At 52.8% G+C, this 16,863-nt stretch carries 16 protein-coding genes; 3 read left to right on the forward strand and 13 right to left on the reverse strand.

Annotated elements, in window-relative coordinates:
- Positions 1-9: 9 nt before the first annotated feature.
- From EUZ85_RS20700 to EUZ85_RS20710, 3 genes are all read right to left on the reverse strand, one after another.
- Complete coding sequence (locus EUZ85_RS20700; protein ID WP_127971516.1) at positions 10-429, reverse strand: biopolymer transporter ExbD; 420 nt, start codon at positions 427-429, stop codon at positions 10-12.
- Positions 426-1,061 (reverse strand): MotA/TolQ/ExbB proton channel family protein, encoded by a 636-nt coding sequence (locus tag EUZ85_RS20705; protein WP_127971518.1) that lies wholly within the window; start codon positions 1,059-1,061, stop codon positions 426-428. Before EUZ85_RS20705 ends, EUZ85_RS20700 begins: the two co-directional genes overlap by 4 nt.
- A gap of 118 nt (positions 1,062-1,179) precedes the next feature.
- On the reverse strand, positions 1,180-3,213 hold the full coding sequence (locus tag EUZ85_RS20710) for a DNA internalization-related competence protein ComEC/Rec2 (protein ID WP_164887308.1): 2,034 nt from the start codon (positions 3,211-3,213) through the stop codon (positions 1,180-1,182).
- Positions 3,214-3,597: 384 nt separating this feature from the next.
- Between EUZ85_RS20710 and EUZ85_RS20715 the strand changes: the two genes are divergently transcribed.
- The 3 genes from EUZ85_RS20715 (at position 3,598) to EUZ85_RS20725 (ending at position 6,111) form a co-directional block, all read left to right on the forward strand.
- A complete protein-coding gene (locus EUZ85_RS20715; RefSeq protein ID WP_127974529.1) occupies positions 3,598-4,158 on the forward strand; it encodes a DUF2062 domain-containing protein in 561 nt (186 codons plus the stop codon).
- An 81-nt stretch (positions 4,159-4,239) separates the two neighbouring features.
- The gene (locus tag EUZ85_RS20720) at positions 4,240-5,352 is read left to right on the forward strand and encodes a 3-deoxy-7-phosphoheptulonate synthase (RefSeq protein WP_127971522.1); all 1,113 of its coding nucleotides are present in this window, start codon (positions 4,240-4,242) and stop codon (positions 5,350-5,352) included.
- 12 nt (positions 5,353-5,364) lie between these two features.
- Positions 5,365-6,111, forward strand: coding sequence for a glycerophosphodiester phosphodiesterase (locus EUZ85_RS20725; protein WP_127971524.1), 747 nt, complete (start codon positions 5,365-5,367; stop codon positions 6,109-6,111).
- 54 nt (positions 6,112-6,165) lie between these two features.
- Here EUZ85_RS20725 and sthA read toward each other — a convergent pair whose 3' ends face one another.
- The 10 genes from sthA to EUZ85_RS20775 form a co-directional block, all read right to left on the reverse strand.
- Positions 6,166-7,560 carry a Si-specific NAD(P)(+) transhydrogenase gene (sthA, locus tag EUZ85_RS20730; RefSeq protein ID WP_011396551.1) on the reverse strand — a complete coding sequence of 465 codons (1,395 nt, stop codon included), beginning with the start codon at positions 7,558-7,560 and terminating at the stop codon, positions 6,166-6,168.
- Between the two features lie 188 nt (positions 7,561-7,748).
- A complete protein-coding gene (gene nqrM, locus EUZ85_RS20735) occupies positions 7,749-7,991 on the reverse strand; it encodes a (Na+)-NQR maturation NqrM (RefSeq protein ID WP_127971526.1) in 243 nt (80 codons plus the stop codon).
- A 4-nt stretch (positions 7,992-7,995) separates the two neighbouring features.
- Positions 7,996-8,919, reverse strand: coding sequence for an FAD:protein FMN transferase (locus EUZ85_RS20740; protein WP_127971528.1), 924 nt, complete (start codon positions 8,917-8,919; stop codon positions 7,996-7,998).
- Between the two features lie 121 nt (positions 8,920-9,040).
- Positions 9,041-10,267 (reverse strand): NADH:ubiquinone reductase (Na(+)-transporting) subunit F, encoded by a 1,227-nt coding sequence (gene nqrF / locus EUZ85_RS20745; RefSeq protein WP_127971530.1) that lies wholly within the window; start codon positions 10,265-10,267, stop codon positions 9,041-9,043.
- A 30-nt stretch (positions 10,268-10,297) separates the two neighbouring features.
- A complete protein-coding gene (gene nqrE / locus EUZ85_RS20750; RefSeq protein WP_127971532.1) occupies positions 10,298-10,909 on the reverse strand; it encodes an NADH:ubiquinone reductase (Na(+)-transporting) subunit E in 612 nt (203 codons plus the stop codon).
- Between the two features lie 2 nt (positions 10,910-10,911).
- Positions 10,912-11,577 carry an NADH:ubiquinone reductase (Na(+)-transporting) subunit D gene (locus EUZ85_RS20755; protein ID WP_127971534.1) on the reverse strand — a complete coding sequence of 222 codons (666 nt, stop codon included), beginning with the start codon at positions 11,575-11,577 and terminating at the stop codon, positions 10,912-10,914.
- On the reverse strand, positions 11,570-12,379 hold the full coding sequence (locus tag EUZ85_RS20760) for a Na(+)-translocating NADH-quinone reductase subunit C (RefSeq protein WP_127971536.1): 810 nt from the start codon (positions 12,377-12,379) through the stop codon (positions 11,570-11,572). The genes EUZ85_RS20755 and EUZ85_RS20760 overlap by 8 nt, the downstream gene beginning before the upstream one ends.
- Positions 12,372-13,571: an NADH:ubiquinone reductase (Na(+)-transporting) subunit B gene (locus EUZ85_RS20765; protein ID WP_127971538.1), complete on the reverse strand. Its 1,200-nt coding sequence runs from the start codon at positions 13,569-13,571 to the stop codon at positions 12,372-12,374. Before EUZ85_RS20765 ends, EUZ85_RS20760 begins: the two co-directional genes overlap by 8 nt.
- A 3-nt stretch (positions 13,572-13,574) precedes the next feature.
- On the reverse strand, positions 13,575-14,918 hold the full coding sequence (locus tag EUZ85_RS20770) for a Na(+)-translocating NADH-quinone reductase subunit A (protein WP_127971540.1): 1,344 nt from the start codon (positions 14,916-14,918) through the stop codon (positions 13,575-13,577).
- Between the two features lie 416 nt (positions 14,919-15,334).
- Positions 15,335-16,807 (reverse strand): glyceraldehyde-3-phosphate dehydrogenase, encoded by a 1,473-nt coding sequence (locus tag EUZ85_RS20775; RefSeq protein ID WP_127971542.1) that lies wholly within the window; start codon positions 16,805-16,807, stop codon positions 15,335-15,337.
- Positions 16,808-16,863: the final 56 nt, after the last annotated feature.

Here is a 16,863-nt window from a genome sequence, read left to right on the forward strand (position 1 = left end):
AGGATAACGTTATTCGGCTTCGGTGCGTTGAGTGGTGATGCTCAACTTCTGATACCCGAGCTGACCGGCGACATCCATTGCCCGAACCACATATTCGTGGGGGGTTTTGGCGTCCGCCGTAACGATGAACGGAAGATCGTTCTTGCCCTTGGACAACTGCTCCACCGCCCTTTTCAATGTAGCGATCTGACTATTGATCAGCACTCGCTGATTAACGGTGTACTGACCGTCCTTGTTGATCACGACCTCAATTTGATCCGCCAGGCTTTCAGACGCTTCGCCTGTGGCCTTCGGCAGCTCCACCGCAAGACGGCTTTCCTTGGTGAACGTGGTTGAGACCATAAAGAAGATCAGTAGCAGAAAAACAACGTCAATCAGAGGCGTTACGTTTACTGACAACTCTTCTCTGGATTGGCGCCGGAATTTCACTTGCTTTTCACTCCGCTCATGTCGACGTCACGATCGCCGTGCACGACTTCAACCAGCTTCAACGCCTGCTGCTCCATCTCGACTACCAGTTCGTCCACGCGACGCTGGAAGTAACGGTGGAATACCAGCGCCGGGATAGCGATAGTCAAACCCACTGCGGTAGTAATCAGCGCCTTGGAAATGCCGCCCGCCAACGCTTGCGTATTGCCTGTGCCGGCAATTTGAATTTCGGCGAACACGTCGATCATACCGATAACCGTACCCAACAGTCCCAACAGGGGGGCAATCGCCGCCACAGAACCCAACGCCGTCAGGAAACGCTCCAGTTCATGCACAACATGACTGGCTTCTTCCTCAATACTTTCTTTCATGATCTCACGGCCATGTTTGGCGTTGATCAGACCGGCGGCGAGAACGCGCCCAAGGGGAGTGGATTGTTGGAGGTCTTTCAGGGTTTTGCCATTAAGTTCTTTTTTCTTAAGGCGCGCCATCAAATCGTTAACGATAGAGCGCGGCGCAACTTTTTGCGGCCGCAGAGTCCAGAATCTTTCAATAATGATCGCTAAAGCCACCACTGAACACAGCAAAATAGGGATCATTATCAAGCCGCCGGCCTTTAACAACTCGTACACGCATCTGTCTCCTCAAAAAAATTGCCATACTTTACCACAGCCTATAAACAAACCGTAACAGCAAAAGCTTATCGGAAAGTAATCTTAGCCCTTTAAAAGCACGGGGTTGTTCACAGAATCAGCGATTCTTATTCAGCGTCATCAGAACCTCGCCCAAAGGTCCGCCAAACTGAATTTTAAGCGCGCGGCCGCCCTCCTCGACCGACATCCGCACAGCGCCCACCTCGGCTGTGTTATAAAAAGCTGCGCCTCTGCGCTCAAACCAGTTTCGCACCAACTTGTGTGGATGCCCAAAAGCATTGAGATAACCTGCAGAGGCGATAACCACCCGGGGCGACACAGCAGACGCAAACTCAGGCAAAAAGCTGGAGGCGCTACCATGATGCGGCGAGACCATTATGTCAGACGCCAGTTTATTTTTGGCTTCAGCTAATAGCGCTCGCTGCGCCGACGCCTCAATGTCTCCCGTCATGAGTATGCCCAGCTCTCCCACCGTCAAGCGTATAACGCAGGAGCGGTTATTACCCTTCCCTTTCACTCCCTGCAGAGGCCAGAGGACCTCCATTCTCGCCACGCCAACTTGATAGTTAGCCCCGGCGATACAGGGCTTGGTTCTTTCCACCCTGTCCGGCTCACCAGATAGCGCGGACGCCACAATGAAGTTTGTGCGCACGTCTTCCCAGCCGCCAGCGTGATCGCTATCTCCATGACTAATAACAGCGTACTTCAATCCTTTGACGCCGATGGACTTCAAGTAAGGATCGACCACAGTTGCGCCAGCGCTCCAGCCATCTGCGAAACCGGGACCTGCGTCATACAATGCCGTTTCGCCATGACTCTCTATCACTGACGCCAATCCCTGTCCAACATCCAACAAGGTAAAACGGAACCAAACCTGTTCATATTGCTCACGCATACCTACTCCCAGTAGCGCCAGCATCCCGATGAACCAGACAGCGCCTGGCATTCGCATCGCCCCCGCTACACAGATTCCGACCATGACGAAACTGACTGAGGCCAGCGTCACCTCCAAAGGCGCCGGCAGAACAGGGCCTAACGCGGCCAGATCGGCCACCCGCCAAAACCCATCCAGGCAGATATCTGTCATTCGCAACAAAAACTCCCCGCCCGCCGGCCAAACCAGAGTCAAAGCGAACGCCAACAACCCCAAGGGAACCACAATCAGCGTAATCAATGGAGTTGCAATAAGGTTAGCCAATGGAGCCGCCGACGGAATCTGCTGAAAGCTTATCGCCAGAATTCCAGCCAGACCAACCGTCAAAACCATTTGTGACCGCCACAGCGACCCCGGTTTCGAAAAGGACTGCAACGGTCGATGACTAAAGGCCACAAAGAGCAACCCCACCGCCACGAAAGACAACCAAAAGCCTGCGCTCCAGGGAGCCAAAGGGTCCAGAAGCAAACTGCAAGTGAAAACCGCAATGAAGAAAGTCGACGGCAATACCCGGCGATGCAGCCGCAGCACAAGCAACGCAAGAGAAACCGCCAATGCGGCGCGTAACGCCGGCAGACCGTAATCGATCAGAGCGACATAAGAGAGTATCGCCAATATAGTCAGCCCACACGCAATCCAGTCGGCGTACCGGCGCGGGAGCCAGCAAAGCGCCCAACGCAAGGCGAACATAACCAGTATTGCTATCAACCCAATATGGAGGCCGGATATTACCAACAAATGCGTCAGCCCCGAGCGCCTCAGCACATCCCATTGCGTCTCATCCAGCTCAGAACGAGCTCCCAAAAATAGCGCCAGGAAGCTTTGTTGATGCGCCATCGACTCCGTCGTCGAGCGAACTAGGCCCCGAATCTGAGACCGAAACTCAGCCAGCCTCCCCATAAGCCCGTCATCGCGTCCCATTCGCCACAATTCAACAGAACCCTGGGCAATGGAGCCCCTGGCGTACAAACCTGACCGCCACAGTTTTTGCCAACCCCATGGATCATGAAAGTTTTGTAATGGCCGAATGTCTTTTAGCTTCGCCTGTAGAGAATATCGTCCGGATTCGTGCAGCTCCACGTCACAGTAATAGCAGGATAAACGCAGGGTCTTACTCGCCAACTCTGGCAGCAAAACGCCATCCCTGCGGGCCTCTGCGACGCAAAAGGAAAAGGACTGCACATTACCGGCGCGCACGGAACTACATATCTCACCGTGGAGCTGCAAGGGTTCGGCTAGCAGTGACGGAGGCAAGGATTCCGCAATATTTTGTAATCGAATTCCGGCGAAAATGACCCCAAACAGAAACAATGCCGGGGTATAATAGCGACCTCGGCCGCTGAGACTCCCCGCAATAACGCTCAGCAAAGCTAAAATGCTTAAAAGGGGGAAAATCCAGACATACTGGGAGATGAATGAAAGCCAATGATGGCCGAATAAAAAAACTGTTAGCCATCCGGCGGTTAGCGCGAGCATCCATGTGCGCATCGGTTGTTCCCTAAATTTACATTACACTCTAATATATGGCGGCTTTTTTCGGAGCAGCACTCTATACGACTTTCACGCGGTTGTAATCAGCAAATGCCTAAAGATTTCATCAAGAAGTGGATGCCAAATCCACACAAGCTCAAAGAAAACAAGTCTCTGCATTTTTTAGGCGACATCTTACATGAGCCCAACCTCTGGCATATCAACCGCCACGCCATCGCCAAGGCCGTTCTGGTCGGCGTATTCTGCAGCTTTATTCCCATGCCTTTCCAGATGGTGGTCGCCGCATTCATTGCGGTCTGGGTGAATTGCAATCTGCCGCTGGCCGTCGCACTCGTATGGATTAGCAATCCCGTCACCATGCCGCCCATTTTTTATTTCAACTATCTGGTTGGCGCACATATTCTAGGCATGCCAAAAGTTCATTTTGAATTTGAACTCAGTTTCGCCTGGCTGGGAGAAAAGCTTTATCAGATTGGTTTGCCGCTCTATTTCGGCTCATTCATTTGCGGGCTATTCTTCTCCGTACTGGGTTATGTTGTTGTCGAATACCTGTGGCGCCGCAAAATCAGACATGACTGGCGTAAACGACAAGAAAAGCGCGCAGCCCGACGCGCATCGGGCATGGCCTGCCAAAATACCAAAGCTCAATAAGGAATATCGCCGCCTGCGGCGAAAAAATAAGCACCGGACCCCGTCCGCCTCAAGAGTCCACCCCTACTTCAGGAAACCGCTATGCTGATCATTCTTCACCCCGATACAGATATTTCCTCAGAAGCTTATAGAGAAACTTTGAACTTTATTGACGCACTGCCGGGCGTCTCCAGCAAAGTACATGAAATTCAAGGTCAGCAGCAGAAGTTGACGGAAATCTATCTTCTTGGCGACACCAAGAAGCTGAACGCCGAAGAGTTGGAAGCCTTACCCGCCGTTGAACGAGTCGTACGCATTTCTGAAGAATATCGCATTCTTGGCCGCCACGCGGACAGTAAGCGCACTACCGGATTTCATTACAATGGGCTGACTTTCGACCAAGAGAGCTTCCACGTGTTCGCAGGCCTTTGCGCCGTGGACAACCCGACTCACGTCGAAGAAATGATGCGCGCCCTGAAGGAGAACGGCCAGCAATGCACCCGCATGGGCGCCTACAAGCCACGCACCAATCCCTATACATTTCAAGGTCACGGCAAAGACTGCCTACCCTACGTCTTCGAATTGGCGGGCAAATACGACATCAAAGTAATCGCCATGGAGATTACTCACGAGAGCCACATCGAAGAAATTGATGAATGCCTGGAGAAAACCGGCCGCCCAACTGGCGTGATGCTGCAAATCGGCACCCGCAATACACAGAACTTTGAGCTTCTCAAAGCCATCGGCAGACAAAAAGAATATCCAGCGCTTCTGAAAAGAGGGTTTGGCATCTCACTGAATGAATCCCTCAATGCAGCGGAATATCTGGCAAGCGAAGGCAACGCTAACGTCGTCTTTTGCCTGCGCGGGATGAAAACCGACGGAGGAGCGCCTCACCGCAATCTGGTGGATTTCGCTCATGTCCCTGTCATCAAACGTCTTACCCGCATGCCTGTTTGCGTAGACCCGTCACATTCTGTCGGCAATCATGAGCGCGCGCCGGACGGAATCCTGGAAGTCACTCACGCCACCGCTCAGGGGATCATCGCTGGCGCCAATATGGTTCTGGTGGACTTCCACCCCCACCCATCCAAAGCCCTGGTAGATGGCCCGCAGGCGCTAACCCTGCCGGATCTGCCCGCGTTTCTGGAAGATGCGAATCTATGCAGGGAAACCTATCTTAAACGCCAAGCAATCTACCAAAAGGCCAAATAACGGAAACTCAATATGATTATTGTGGGTCATCGGGGCGCCAAGGGCGAAGCGCCGGAAAATACCGTCGCCGGTTTTGTCCATCCTTACCGGGAAGGCATCCGCAATTTTGAGCTGGACCTTCAGCTCAGCAAAGACGGCTACTTGATGGTCATTCATGATAAAACCACCAATCGCACCACCGGCCACGCCGCCAAGGTAGCAGAGCTAACTGCGGCGGAACTGGGCGACTTGGACGCAGGACTGCATGTTCCACCCTGGCATGAGCCTGCCCCGGTGCCAACGCTACAGGACATTCTGGCGGTTTGCCCAGAGTTTCAATCGATACAGCTGGAAATCAAGACCGACACCAAATCCAGGCTAAACATCCTCTGCAATCGACTGGTAGAGCTGATCCAACATGAAAAGCTGTTCGGGCGCGTCATCGTTACGTCATCCAACTCATGGGTGCTGCAGCAGATCAAGCGACTGAATGGCTCCATCGATACAGGATATGTCGCAGAGAAGCGCTTCCCAGGGCCAATACAAACTGCACTCAAACTTAACTGTCGAATGCTGGTGCTGTACTACAAGCTGGCCGACGAGGAGCTGATGACAGAAGCCAGAAAGGCGGGACTGGAAGTTTCCGCCTGGACGGTAAATATGATTCCTGACGTCTTACGCTTACAGGAGCTGGGCGTGCATAGCGTGATCACCGACTACCCTTGCCACGTCCTCAAATACCTGAAGACCCAGCAGCCGCATCTGACTCACGCCCAGTAGCCGCTTTCGCGACCGAAGGCGAGCGGGATGCAGATCCCGCTCGCCCAAGCCCACTTAGAATATACGATTAAGTCCGTTTAACGCCGCCACCCGATAGGCTTCCGCCATCGTGGGGTAGTTGAAGGTAGTGTTAACAAAATACTCGATGGTATTCAGCTCACCTGGCTGATTCATGATGGCCTGCCCGATGTGCACGATCTCGGAGGCCTGATCTCCGAAGCAATGAATGCCCAGCAACTCCATTGTTTCACGATGGAACAGCAGTTTCAGCATACCCACCGTGTCGCCGGTAATCTGCGCGCGGGCCAAATCTTTGAAAAACGCCTGCCCTACTTCATAAGGCACCTTGGCTTCCGTCAGTTCCGCTTCTGTACGGCCAACGGAGCTAATTTCAGGAATCGTATAGATCCCGGTAGGCACATCGGTGATAAAGCGGAAGAAATCGTCCTTAACTATCTCCGAGGATGCGGAACGCCCCTGGTCATAGGCGGCGCTAGCCAGACTCGGCCAGCCGATCACGTCGCCCGCCGCGAATACATGCGGAATCTTGGTGCGGTAATGATTATCCACCGCCAACTGGCCGCGGGCGTTGGGCTCCAGCCCAATATTCTCCAGCCCCAGATTATCTGTATTACCGGTGCGGCCGTTACACCAGAGGAAGGCGTCGGCGCGAATACGCTTGCCGGATTTCATCGTCAATACAACGCCATGATCATCGCCGACCACGCTATCGTATTGCTCGTTATGACGCACCAACACCCCGTTATCCCTCAAGTGATAACTCAGTGCGTCGGAAATTTCTCCGTCAAGGAAAGACAGCAAACGCTCGCCAGGATTAATAAGATCCACTTTAACGCCCAACCCGACGAAAATGGAGGCGTACTCACAGCCGATAACCCCAGCTCCGTAGATAATCAGCGTTCTCGGCGTATGGCTCAGCTTGAGAATACTATCGCTGTTATAGATACGGCGATGGGTGAAGTCTACGTCTTCAGGCAGATAGGGCCTGGAGCCTGTCGCGATGACAATCTGCTTGCCATATAAGACTTCTTTACCATTAAGACCGCCCCGCACTTCAATGCGATTCTCATCAATAAAACTGGCGCGGCCACGATACAGATCCACTCTGTTGCGGGCGTAAAACTGCGTACGGATTTTGACCTGTTTACCAATCACTCGTTCCGCGTTCTGCAGGACTCTGGGGAAAGAAAACCAGCGCGGCTCCCCGATATCCCGGAACATCGTATTGGTATTGAACTGGATGATTTGCTTGACTGCGTGACGCAACGCTTTCGACGGAATCGTCCCCATATGGGTACAGTTTCCGCCAACCTGACTCTTATCTTCAATCACTGCAACGCGCTTGCCGTGCTTCGCAGCATTCATCGCCGCGCCTTCGCCAGCCGGCCCTGCGCCAATTACTACCACATCATAACGATATTCAGCCATGCGCTGTCGGTCTCCTGAAATCCTATCCCGCCGGATTGCAGCCGCCGCAGGCCGCCAGACGGAACATCTTTATAATTTAATACTTAAATCGCAACGTCAGATAAACGCACCGTCGCGTGCGACAACTCAATCACAATCCGCAGAACGCCATTGAGGCATTCGCGGGCTTGCTTCTATAAGGTAAGAACTCACCCCTTACGGGTGGCGTCGTATGCTAGATCTTCAGCCTGCGCCTGAGATTGCTTGGCGGCATCCGTCTCTTTTTCACACTTGTTTTTATCGCCGCCGCAAATATCGCAGGCGACTTCCATTCCCAGGGCGCTCATACCGCCACATGAGCCTGAAATGGGCTTGCGGCCAAGGATAACGCCAATGGACATGGCTACAACGATGAGCAGCATAACGCCGAACACAACAAGAAACACATACATCGCTCTACTCCTCCAGTCGTTTGATACGTTTCAAAAACGCGGGGGACGTTTCTTCTACAAACTTACCGTCCCGCCGGACAATAAACAACACAGCGATATCGTTTTTGACAGCAACATCCATACCTTGTTCCGGCCCCATTACCATAAAGGAAGTCGCCAACGCGTCCGCACGCGCCACGGTATCGTCAATGACCGTCACCGACGCAAGGTTGTGGCCAATCGGCTTGCCCGTGCGCGGATCAATGGTGTGGGAATAACGAACACCATCTTCTTCGAAGTAATTACGATAGTCTCCGGAAGTGGCTACCGCGCCCCTATCCATTTCCACCACGTTTTGCGCTCGCCTTTCGCCCACTACCGGCGATTCTATGGCGATCCGCCATGGCTGACCATCAGGCTTGTGACCACTCAGCATGACTTCGCCGCCGACTTCGACCAAATAATCAGTAACGCCCTGCGACTCCAGGTATTTCGCCGCCAGGTCAACGGAATAACCTTTGGCGACGGCGGAGAGATCAACGTACATCGCCGTCTCTTTGAGAACCTTATCGCCGTCCGCCTGGTATTTAAGATGCTGGTAGCCGACTTTGGACAGCTCGCTGGAAAGCGTAGCGTCGTCTGGAATCTTAATTGGACGAAGATCAGGACCGAAGCCCCACAGATTCACCAATTTACCCACAGTGATATCGAAAGCGCCGCCACTGATATCGCTGACGCCTTGCGCAATTTGAAAGACTTCAAATGACTCAGGCGAGAAATCAAACCAGCTTCCAGGCTCAGATTGATTAAAACGGCTTAATTCCGACTCAGGCTTATACGTCGACATCAGGCGATCAACCAGCTGCAATTGCGCTAATACGCCCTGCGCAAGCTCCTGCTCTGATTTGCTCGAATCAGCAGCCCACTTAACATGATAGGTCGTACCCATGATTTTGCCCTCAGAAGAGTGCAATTCAGGGCCAGAATGAAAGCAGCCCGCCAATGCGAGACTGCTGGAGAGCAGTAAAGCACTGGCGGGCCTTCTGATTTTGAGGAACGCAGAAATAATATTAACCACCAAAATCGTCTAGCAGAATATTCTCGTCCTCAACACCCAAGTCTTTCAGCATTTTGATAACCGCCGCGTTCATCATGGGCGGTCCGCACATGTAGAACTCACAATCTTCCGGCGCTGGATGCTCCTTAAGGTAGTTTTCATACAACACGTTGTGAATGAACCCTTTGTAGCCCGTCCAGTTGTCGTCAGGCAGCGGATCGGAAAGAGCCACATGCCATTGGAAGTTGTCATTCTCCGCAGCCAGACCATCAAAGTCGTCTACGTAAAACATTTCACGACGGCTACGAGCGCCGTACCAGAAAGACATTTTACGACTGGTCTTAATTCGCTTCAGCTGATCGAAAATGTGCGCGCGCATTGGAGCCATACCGGCGCCGCCGCCAACAAACACCATCTCAGCATCAGTCTCTTTGGCAAAGAACTCACCGAAGGGTCCGTATACCGTCACTTTATCGCCAGGCTTCAACGAGAATACCCATGAGGACATTTGTCCGGGCGGGAAGTTGGTGCCTGGAGGAGGCGTCGCGATACGGATGTTGAATTTCAGTACGCCGCGCTCTTCCGGATAGTTCGCCATAGAGTATGCGCGAATTACCGGCTCTTTAACGACAGAACGGAAACGCCACAGGTTGTGCTTGTCCCAGTCTTCGCGGAAACGCTCTTCGATTTCAAACTTATCGAAGGTCACGTCGTAAGCAGGCGTCTCAAGCTGAACGTAACCACCGGCGCGGAAGTCAACAACTTCGCCATCCGGCAGTTTCAGTACAAGCTCTTTGATGAAAGTGGCGACGTTATGGTTAGACACCACCTCGCACTCCCACTTCTTGACGCCGAAGACTTCTTCCGGTACTTCAATTTTCATGTCCTGCTTAACAGCAACCTGACAGGACAAGCGCCAGCCTTCCTTCTCTTCACGACGCGTAAAGTGCGCTCTCTCCGTCGGCAACATAGAGCCGCCGCCGTCGAAAACCTTACATTTACACTGCGCGCAGCTGCCGCCGCCGCCACAGGCGGACGACAAGAACACGCCCTCTCCTGCCAGTGTTTGCAGCAACTTGCCGCCGGCAGGCGTTTTGATTGTGTGATTGGGATCGCCGTTCACCTCAATGGTGACGTCGCCCGAGCTGACCAGTCTTGCGCGCGCCGCCAGGATCACCGCCACCAGTGATAGCACTATGGCGGTGAACATGACTACGCCCAATATGATTTCAGTGTTCATTTGTTATTAACCTTCACCTGTTCGGACCGATTACAGAGAAATGCCTGAGAAAGACATAAAACCAAGCGACATCAGACCTACGGTGATGAAGGTGATGCCCAGACCACGCAGACCTTCAGGAACGTCACTGTATTTCAGCTTCTCTCTAATACCGGCCAAAGCGATGATCGCCAACGCCCAGCCCAGTCCAGCGCCGAAACCGTACACCAGACTCTCTCCGAATGTGTAATCCCGCTCAACCATGAACAGGGAGGCGCCCATGATCGCACAGTTAACGGTAATCAGCGGGAGAAACACACCCAGCGCGTTATAGAGCGCGGGGAAGAACTTATCCAGCACCATCTCCAGTATCTGTACGATAGCGGCGATAACACCGATGTAAGTCAGCAACCCAAGGAAACTCAGGTCAACATTAGGCAGTCCCGCCCAGCTCAATGCGCCTTCGCGCAACAAGCCATTATAAATGGCGTTGTTAACAGGCACGGTTACAGCCAGTACGACGACAACCGCAATACCGAGACCAATAGCCGCTTCCATCTTTTTGGACAAAGCCAGGAACGTACACATCCCCAGGAAGAAGGCCAAGGCCATGTTTTCAACGAATACCGCCTTGACAAGGAGGCTCAGATAATGTTCAAACATGCTTAAAACGCCTCCTTAACTTTGTGCGCGGACAGTTTGTATTCCGCCGCTTCCACCTGATCTTTCTTCCAGGAACGCAGCCCCCAGATGATCAAGCCGATAATGAAGAACGCACTCGGAGGCAGCAACAACAGACCGTTTGGCTGGTACCAGCCGCCATTAGCAATGGTGGGAAGAATTTCCACACCGAACAGCTTACCGGCGCCCAGCAGCTCACGCACTGTAGCAACGGTAATCAATATAGCGCCGTAGCCTGCGCCGTTGCCGATACCGTCAAGGAAGCTCAGCACAGGGCCATTCTGCATGGCGAAAGCTTCCGCACGCCCCATTACGATACAGTTGGTGATAATCAGTCCGACGAATACAGACAACTGCTTGCTGATTTCGTAGGCGTAAGCTTTCAACACCTGATCAACCACAATTACCAGCGACGCAATGATGGTCATCTGTACGATGATCCGGATGTTGCTTGGTATCTGCGAACGTATCAACGCGATAAAGAAGCTGGAGCTCGCTGTTACCAACGACACCGCAATCGCCATTACGATGGACAGCTTAAGGCTGGTGGTGACAGCCAACGCGGAACAGATTCCGAGAATCTGCAACGCAATCGGGTTATTGGAGAGAATAGGCTCTAGAAGAACTTTCTTCGGCGTTACGTCAGACATTTCCTGCCTCCCCGGATCTTACCTTTTCCAAATACGTTTTGAATCCGCTCTCGCTCAACCAGTAGTGCAGCAGATTTTCTACGCCGCGGCTGGTGAGGCTGGCGCCAGACAATGCGTCAACAGAGTACTTGGCGTCAGATGAAGAAGGGTTCACACCGCCCTTAACGAGACGCACCGCAACATCAAAGTTGTCATCGTACACCTCTTTGCCGGGCCATTGCGCTTTCCAGTTAGGGTTGTCGACTTCACCGCCCAGACCGGGGGTTTCGCCGTGCTCGTAGAAGCCCAGCCCCACTACGCTGTCGCCATCCGCTTTCAAAGCCAGGAAGCCGTACAGCGTCGACCACAGACCATAGCCTTTGACCGGAAGGATCACGCGAGTCAGCGCGCCGTTTTCCTTGACCAGATACACTTTCGCGTAACGCTCGCGACGCTTGATGCTCGCCAGGTCTTCAGAAGAGTCCAACACTTTGGACAATTTCGGATTTTGCGCAGATTTCTTTTGATCAAACGCGTCTACGCTTTCAAAACCGATGTCCTTGGGCTCCACGTACAAACCAGTATCCAGGTCGACAATTTTCGGCGTTATCTGAGCAAACTTCTCTTCCACTTCTTTTTTAGTGGGAGTCGCGCTCAACATGCCCGCCGCGCGGAGAATATTTTCTTTCAGGTTCAGTGTTTTATTCTGAATCTGAACCGGCTTCAGCAGTACGACCGAAGCGGATACAAAGATAGAGCAGACGATACACAGCGCCAGCGCAACGATGACCGTCTTTTGAATTGAATCGTTTGACTTAGACACGCGCCAGCCTCCGTTTGATATTGGCTTGAATCACCAGATGGTCGATAAACGGCGCAAACAAGTTGGCGAACAGAATGGCCAACATAATGCCTTCAGGGAACGCCGGGTTAACCACACGAATCAATACGGTCATCAGGCCAACCAATATACCGAACGCCCACTTACCGGTATTGGTCATGGATGCGGATACGGGGTCCGTCGCCATGAACATCATACCGAACGCGAAACCGCCCAATACGAAATGCCAGTGCGCAGGCACCTGGAACATCTGGTTAGTGTCGGAACCGATAAAGTTCAACAGAGTTGCAGTCGCCGCCATACCAAGGAAAACGCCCGCGACGATACGCCAGGACGCAATGCCCATGATCAGCAGTACAGCGCCGCCCAACAGAATCGCCAGCGTAGAGGTTTCACCCACGCTGCCCTGCTGGAAGCCAAGGAACGCGTCCATCCAGGAAATGTTGGCGGTCAGCGCGTTCAAGCCGCCGGAAGCCGCTACACCCAGAGGCGTCGCACCACTGAAACCGTCAACAGCAGTCCAGACCGCGTCGCCGGAAATCTGCGCTGGATAAGCGAAGTACAGGAAAGCGCGCCCAGTCAACGCCGGGTTCAGGAAGTTTTTACCTGTGCCGCCGAATACTTCTTTACCGATCACAACGCCAAAGCTGATGCCCAGCGCCACTTGCCACAATGGAATGGTTGGAGGACAGGTCAACGCAAACAGAATAGAGGTTACGAAGAAACCTTCGTTAACTTCATGCTTTCTGATCGTCGCAAACACCACTTCCCAGAATCCGCCCACAGCAAAGGTGACGGCATAGATAGGAAGGAAGTAAACCGCCCCATAGATGAAGTTATCCCAGATGCTGGCGGGGTTATTACCGGCGAGCATGGCGATAATCGCGCCGTGCCAGTCCATATCCATGGTCAGGCCATTAGCGGCGAGGTAGGTGTTGGACTGGTAGCCCACGTTGTACATGCCGAAGAACATGGCCGGGAATACACAGAACCACACCGTAATCATGATGCGCTTCAAGTCAACGCCGTCACGCACGTGCGTGTTGGCGCTGGTTACTTTGGAAGGCGTATAGAAGATGGTGTCGACGGCTTCGTACAGCGCGTACCACTTCTCATACTTGCCGCCTTTTTCAAATTGCGGCTCGATTTTGTCAAGAAATTCTCTCATTCCCATGCATCAACCCTCTTTCTCAATGCGAGTGAGGCTATCGCGAAGAATAGGACCGTATTCATATTTACCCGGACACACGAAGGTGCAGAGGGAAAGGTCTTCTTCATCCAGCTCCAGACAACCCAGCTTTTGCGCCATTTCTGTGTCGCCGACAATCAGAGAACGCAGTAGTTGTGTTGGAAGAATGTCCAACGGCATCACCTTCTCATACGAACCAACGGGGACCATGGCCCGCTCACTGCCGTTCGTGGTAGTGGTGAAGTTGAACAACTTGCCCGGGTTGAGCTTGGAAAGATAGATATTCAACAAGGAGAATTTATTAGAGCCCGGAGACAACCAGCCCATGAATTCACGCTTGTAGCCTTCTTCAAGACAGGATATTTGATTGGCGTAACGCCCCAGGAAAGCCACGCTGCCTTTCGCATTGCGGCCACCAAGTACGGAACCGGAAATCAGGCGCACATCGGAAGACTTCAGTTCGCCTTCAGTCAGCTGGGTTAGCGATGCGCCCGCACGAGTGCGCAACAGACGAGGCTTATTGACCATAGGGCCAGCCAATGCAACCACTCTCTCCACAGACTTACGTCCGGAGGTGAACAGGCGACCAATAGCGATTACGTCCTGATAACCAATGGTCCAGACAAATTTGGACGCGTTCACAGGATCAAGGTAATGGATATGGGTGCCAGCCAGACCGGCGGGATGAGGGCCGTCAAACTGCTCCTGCACGGCGTTGGAGCCGCTGGGCAGGTCGTAATTGACGCCAGCGCGGGCGCATACGAAGACTTTGCCGCGGGTCAGTTTGCCCAAGACAACCAAGCCGTTTTTAAAGTCGGCTTTGGCTTCGTTGATAATGACCGCCGGATCGGCGCTCAATGGGTGGGAGTCCATCGCCGTTACGAAGATGGAGTGAGGCTCAGCGTCAATGGCAGGAGCCTTGCTGTACGGACGCGTTCTCAACGCCGCCCAATCTCCAGAAGCGATCAGGTTTTCAGCAACCTGCTCGCGAGACAAATTGGGCAGTTCCTCGGGGCTGTATTGAGCGAACTGCTCATATTCGTCCCCTTCAACGTCGATGACAATCGACTGAAACACCCTGCGTTCGCCTCGGTTAACCGCCGACACTATACCGCTCGCTGGCGAAGTGTAACGGACGCCTTCCGTCTTTTTATCAGTAAATAGAAGCTGGCCGCACTTAACACGATCGCCTACCTTTACTTCCATGGTAGGTTTCATGCCGTTGTAGTCAAATCCGATTAAAGCAACCTGGTTTACAGGCTTACCGTCTTCAATGACCTGTGCAGGCGCTCCGGCTATCGGAAGATCCAAGCCTTTCTTGATCTTGATCATCAGCCCCGCCTAATCATCAGAATAAATTGATTTACAGCCACCACGAATGCGCTCTTGTGATTGGAATTTAGGATTGCCCTTGTTGGAGGGATGCACAGGATGGCCGACCAAAAAACGCCATAATTATAGTGACGCAAATCCGGATTTTCTACTACGCCGGGCGAGCTTATACGGCCAATCCCCTATTTTTTCGGTGAATTCAGCCATTCAGCGGCTCCGCTGAGGTTTATTACCATCGGATTACAATTATTCAGGCGCATTTCCCGGGAAATACGGCCCACACACACCCTTAGACTTTAGTATTAGAGCAATCACTCAACTGCTCAATATTTCCGCACCAACAAAAAAGGCGAGCACATTGGCCCGCCTTTTAACCAGCTGGTCAACCTTTCAGGGTCGATCCGACAATAGCTCTTTTATCCCATTGTTTTGGGATAGACAGCATAGGTAACGCCCGCCATCTGGTTCACGACGCGAACCACCTGCGCGCTATATCCAGCTTCGTTATCGTACCAAACATACAACACGGCGCGATTGCCGTTGACGATAGTCGCCTGCGCGTCGACAACGCCTGCGCGACGGGAACCAACAAAGTCAGTGGATACCACTTCCGGCGAGTTGACAAAGTCAATCTGCTTCTGCAGATCAGAGTGCAAAGACACGTCACGGAGGTAGCCGTTCAGTTCTTCTACGGAAGTATCCCGCCCCAGATTGAGGTTCAGGATAGCCAGCGACACGTTTGGCGTCGGAACGCGGATCGCATTGCCGGTCAGCTTACCAGCCAGTTCAGGCAACGCTTTGGCGACAGCCTTGGCGGCGCCGGTTTCCGTGATAACCATGTTCAGCGGCGCGCTGCGTCCGCGGCGGCTGCCCTTGTGGTAGTTATCGATCAGATTCTGGTCGTTGGTGTAGGAGTGAACGGTTTCCACGTGACCGTCTTTGATGCCGTACTCGTCGTTCAACGCTTTCAGCACCGGCGTGATGGCGTTGGTGGTACAGGAGGCCGCTGAAAGAATGCGATCTTCCGCAGTGATCAAATGATTGTTGATGCCGTACACGATATTCTTGATGGAGCCTTTGCCCGGCGCGGTCAACAACACGCCTTTGACGCCCTTGCATTCCAAATGGCGGGACAGGCCGGCCTCATCGCGCCATACGCCTGTATTGTCGATAACAATCGCGTTATCGATGCCATACTGGGTGTAATCCACTGCATCCGGGTTATTCGCGTAGATAACCTGAATGTAGTTGCCGTTGGCGATGATGGCGGATTCTTTCTCGTCCACGGTGATCGTGCCTTGGAAGGAACCGTGTACGGAATCGCGACGCAGCAGGCTGGCGCGTTTTTCCAGATCATTGTCCGCATTGCCTTTACGCACAACGATTGCGCGCAAGCGCAGGTTCGCGCCGCCGCCGGCTTTCTCGATAAGAATTCTCGCCAACAAGCGTCCAATACGTCCGAAACCGAACAGCACGACGTCTTTGCTTTCTCCGGAAGTCCCCATACTTCCTTCAGCGGCGCATTTCCCAACTACTTCGTCCAGCTCGCTGCGCACGAAATCTTCCAGCGCAACGGTGTCTTTTATTTTTTCATATTTAATAGCGAGCTTGCCGATATCTACGTGAGCGTGCCCAAGTTCCAGCTCGTCCAGCAACTTTAATATAGGATAAGTATTGTGCACGGACAGTTCATGATCAGCTACCTGACGTACAAAGCGGTGCGCTTTTAACAGGCCGATCACTGAACGGTTGATGATTGGGCGACCATATATGGATGTGATGACGTTATATTTTCTGTACAGTCTTCCGATAAGGGGAATCATCGCTTCAGCGACGGTTTCACGTTCCTTCCATTCCCCAAAACAAGCATCCAATTTTTCTTGACTCACTTTTATGCACCTCTCGTCTGCGCAAATCGGGCGCTCATTATCCCTTTTCAAAACAT

It is taken from the genome of Hahella sp. KA22 (assembly GCF_004135205.1).
Classification (GTDB): domain Bacteria; phylum Pseudomonadota; class Gammaproteobacteria; order Pseudomonadales; family Oleiphilaceae; genus Hahella.

Excerpts from the sequence above, each read along its gene's own strand:
- EUZ85_RS20715 (WP_127974529.1), top strand. The coding sequence starts at position 3,598 with ATGCCTAAAGATTTCATCAAGAAGTGGATGCCAAATCCACACAAGCTC.
- EUZ85_RS20720 (WP_127971522.1), top strand. The coding sequence starts at position 4,240 with ATGCTGATCATTCTTCACCCCGATACAGATATTTCCTCAGAAGCTTAT.
- EUZ85_RS20725 (WP_127971524.1), top strand. The coding sequence starts at position 5,365 with ATGATTATTGTGGGTCATCGGGGCGCCAAGGGCGAAGCGCCGGAAAAT.
- sthA (WP_011396551.1), bottom strand. The coding sequence starts at position 7,560 with ATGGCTGAATATCGTTATGATGTGGTAGTAATTGGCGCAGGGCCGGCT.
- nqrM (WP_127971526.1), bottom strand. The coding sequence starts at position 7,991 with ATGTATGTGTTTCTTGTTGTGTTCGGCGTTATGCTGCTCATCGTTGTA.
- EUZ85_RS20740 (WP_127971528.1), bottom strand. The coding sequence starts at position 8,919 with ATGGGTACGACCTATCATGTTAAGTGGGCTGCTGATTCGAGCAAATCA.
- nqrF (WP_127971530.1), bottom strand. The coding sequence starts at position 10,267 with ATGAACACTGAAATCATATTGGGCGTAGTCATGTTCACCGCCATAGTG.
- nqrE (WP_127971532.1), bottom strand. The coding sequence starts at position 10,909 with ATGTTTGAACATTATCTGAGCCTCCTTGTCAAGGCGGTATTCGTTGAA.
- EUZ85_RS20755 (WP_127971534.1), bottom strand. The coding sequence starts at position 11,577 with ATGTCTGACGTAACGCCGAAGAAAGTTCTTCTAGAGCCTATTCTCTCC.
- EUZ85_RS20765 (WP_127971538.1), bottom strand. The coding sequence starts at position 13,571 with ATGGGAATGAGAGAATTTCTTGACAAAATCGAGCCGCAATTTGAAAAA.
- EUZ85_RS20770 (WP_127971540.1), bottom strand. The coding sequence starts at position 14,918 with ATGATCAAGATCAAGAAAGGCTTGGATCTTCCGATAGCCGGAGCGCCT.